Source organism: Bacteroidales bacterium (assembly GCA_018334875.1).
GTDB lineage: Bacteria > Bacteroidota > Bacteroidia > Bacteroidales > UBA12077 > JAGXLC01.
Genome location: JAGXLC010000420.1, coordinates 1 through 3,560, shown reverse-complemented (window position 1 = coordinate 3,560; position 3,560 = coordinate 1). Strand labels below are relative to the sequence as shown.

4 protein-coding genes are annotated in these 3,560 nt (G+C 34.3%); all 4 read right to left on the bottom strand.

Annotation, left to right across the window (positions count from 1 at the left end; genetic code table 11):
* Nucleotides 1-443 (bottom strand): NAD(P)H-binding protein (locus KGY70_19160; protein ID MBS3777321.1); only part of this gene is annotated, 443 nt, incomplete at its 3' end.
* Nucleotides 444-519: 76 nt separating this feature from the next.
* Nucleotides 520-1,083: a Crp/Fnr family transcriptional regulator gene (locus tag KGY70_19155; GenBank protein MBS3777320.1), complete on the bottom strand. Its 564-nt coding sequence runs from the start codon at nt 1,081-1,083 to the stop codon at nt 520-522.
* Nucleotides 1,084-1,252: 169 nt separating this feature from the next.
* Nucleotides 1,253-2,467: a GAF domain-containing sensor histidine kinase gene (locus KGY70_19150; protein ID MBS3777319.1), complete on the bottom strand. Its 1,215-nt coding sequence runs from the start codon at nt 2,465-2,467 to the stop codon at nt 1,253-1,255.
* Between the two features lie 148 nt (nt 2,468-2,615).
* On the bottom strand, nt 2,616-3,530 hold the full coding sequence (locus KGY70_19145) for a CPBP family intramembrane metalloprotease (protein ID MBS3777318.1): 915 nt from the start codon (nt 3,528-3,530) through the stop codon (nt 2,616-2,618).
* Nucleotides 3,531-3,560: the final 30 nt, after the last annotated feature.

The window sequence follows — 3,560 nt, the reverse complement described above, 5'->3', positions numbered from 1 at the left end:
CCGGATTCCTTGATTAATTTATGTCCTTGCTTACGGATAATGTTGGGAATAAAGGTAAACTTTCCTGCATCCTGATTATTATCTAAAGCGCCTAAGCCGGATATGCTGATAATTTGTTTTATGCAATCTTTATCAGTTGCAGCGATAATATTGGCAACGCCTTCGCGTTCAGTAGCAAACGGTATGTTTAAATGAGTAGCTTGGGTCGAAAGGTTAAGGTACAGATACGCTGTTCCTTTTAGGGCTGTTCTTAATGCCGAAACATCTCTTAAATCGGCTTCGGATATTTTTACATCCGGCATTTTGCCAAACAGTGCCTTAGCTTTTTCCCGGTTTTTCACAATTGCATGTACTTTATATCCAAGGCACACAAGATTTTTTACAATGGGCACACCCAGGTTGCCGGTAGCTCCGATAATACTGATTTGTTTTGTTGCTGTCATACGATTAAGTTTAATGATTATGACGCAAAAGTATATCGGATAATCCGAAGGATTGTTTGACAAAAGTCAAAAACGGTTATTTCTTCTTTCTGATTCTGCTCAATGTGGCAATATCAACACCAATATATGATGCAATACTACCCAATGTCGTTCGCTGTAATATATCCGGGTATTCATTGCAAAAGGCCTGATAGCGCTCTGTGGCAGACATAATTTGAAAACGATTGGCTCTTTCAATCATTTCACGGCTTTTAAAATCTGCCAAATCTCTGCAAATAAGATTCCATGCCGGTATTTTATCATATAATTCCTTTTGCTTTTCGTAAGAAATCACCATTAATTCTGAATCCTCTATTGCTTTTATATTTTCTTTGGATGGTACTCTGTTATTAAAGCTATCGAATGAAATAATTAATGTGTTTTCGGGAAAAAAATCAGATGTAATTTCATTGGCGTAGTCGTCATAAATAAATGAGCGAAGCAATCCCTTTTTTACAAATCCAATATAATTACAGACTTGGCCTTCTTTCAGAAAAAAATCATTCGCTTTAATTGTCAAAGGTACATAACCACTCATGGTCAATGCAATTTCTTCTTCGGTCAAATTGTATTTTTTTGCTATGTTATCGTCTATTTTCATTATTGTAAGTGTCGTTTTTTAAGCTTGCCTGTAACGTATAGCTATATGCAAAGTGCGGGATTTACAGCGACGCGTTCTTAGCCCCCAATATAAAACGTTGCTAAAGCCCCAAAACCTAGATGCTAAGCAGAACACCCGCATTTTGTATATAGCCTGTTAGCAGCTTTATTTAGCTTCCTTTTATTGAAAATGTAAAAATTGTTCCAACTCCAATTTCTGACTTTACTTCAATTGTACCCTCAAGTAACTCTATTATTTTTTTAACTGTTGAAAGACCGATTCCTGTTCCTTTATTTCCATATCTGTCAATGTTGGATGTTGTTTCATACAGGTTGAAAATATTTTTTATTTCTTCATCTTTTATCCCTATACCGTTGTCTTCAAATTTGAAAACGATACTATTTCTTTTACTTACAGCTCCAATTTTTATGTTTGTTTTTTCTTTATCATTATATTTCAGACTATTTGAGATTAAGTTTATAATTATCTGTTGAAACGCTATCAAATTTGAATACATAGACAAAGTTTCATCAATATCATAATTAATATTAAAATTATGTAATGAATCTTCAAAGAAATTAGCCACAACATCTTCTATGGATTTTAATACATTAAATTCTACATTATCCTTTGAGTCAAAGGATAAATCTCGACTATGTTTCAATATCCCGTCAATCAACTGAGTGAGGTTATGTGAGGATTTTTCTATTATATTAAACAGTTCTGTCATACTTTCATTAGGAACTAATTCTAATTCGTTTTTTAGTAAATCCACAAACTGAACAATGTTATTCAAGGGTGATTTTAAATCGTGGGCGGCCTTTCTTGCAAAACTATCTAATGATTTATTTCGTTCTTCTAATTCTTTTTTCCTCAAATCTAATTCTATATTATTCTTTCTCGCTTCAAGCAATCGATTAGTTTGTCTTGCCAAAGCTTGCATCATTTTGATTTGGTTGTCTTTCAAGTCTCTTGGCTCTTTATCAACAACGCATAAGGTCCCAAGAGGATAATTATCCACGGTATTAAGTGGAATGCCTAAATAAAATACAATTCCTGGCTTGTCAATGACAAGTGGATTGTCTGAGAATCTGTAGTCTTTTCTTGCATCCTCAACTAACATATATTCTTTATCATCTACAATCGTGTGTGCACAAAAAGCAATTTCTCTTGGGGTTTCTTCGATTTGCAATCCAATTTTTGATTTAAACCATTGTCTTTCATGGTCGATTAGACTTATATATGAAATTGGAGTATTACAGATTTGGGATGCAATAAATGTAATATCATCGTATTCTTTTTCTTGCAATGTATCGAGAATTGAATAACTATTTAAAGCATTTAGTCGTTCCTTCTCGTTTTTGTGTTTATTTGGCTTTTCCATTTTCGTGATTTTTTTAATATTGCTGCTAACGGATGGCAATATGCGTAGGCCGGGATTTCGATACTCCAACTTATCAAATCGTTGCGAATTTGAGTAAATGTACAAAAGTTTAATTTACCCATATCACCCGGCTTACGTATATTGCGTGTTACAGGTAGTTGCTTATTTTATTTGTCATTATTTTTTCCTTACTTATTTTGTTGTCGTAGATGAAAAGTAGAACCAAAACAACAATCAGAGATATAAATCCTGCTAAACCAGTCATTCCAACAGACAGGTCGTTACCACCATCAATCACCATTATGGCTATTCCTGCCGTGGCATTTAGGGTTCCGTGCATGATTGCTGCAGCTATTACAGACTTTGCCTTAACCGTAAAGTAAAGGAAAAGTGGGGTAAGTAAAATACACCAAATGGTCATCATCAATACTCCAATTTCCGGATGTTGAGGATAGTTATGTCCCATTAAAATTAGCGGTGAATGCCAGATTCCCCATATAAACCCGATAATAATTGATGCCTTCAAAAAATTCATGTCTTTAAATGATTTCAGTAAAAATCCCCGCCAACCTAGTTCTTCCCCAAAACCAGCAATGGCATTAATTGTAGCACCTGCAATTAATCCTTGTAAAACAGCCAACCATATAGGGTGAATGGGCATTGTCTCCGATGCGTTTTTCATTTGCTCCAGTTGTTCGGGTGTCAACATATTTTCAAATCTATTCACCATCCCTGTCATTTCAGGACTATAAGTTACATCAGGCAACAACAAACTTATGCCAAGTGTCCCAAAACTCATAATTGGAGTTATTAACCACGCAATGAAAAACCACTTATTGATTTTAAACGAAATTAAGAGATTAGGCTTTAATTTTTCTTTGTGAATCACTTTTTCAACTAGGATAACACTAATCATAGGGATAAACATATAAGTAACTGCCAAAATAGTTGCACTGATTTTGTTGTCGTACTGTCCACCGAATAACTTATATAGTCCTACCAATGAAAGGCTGATTACAAATGTCAGTATCAGAAATAATGTTGTTCTGTTTATTTTGTCCATAGTTGTATGTTTTTGCAATTACCTGTAACG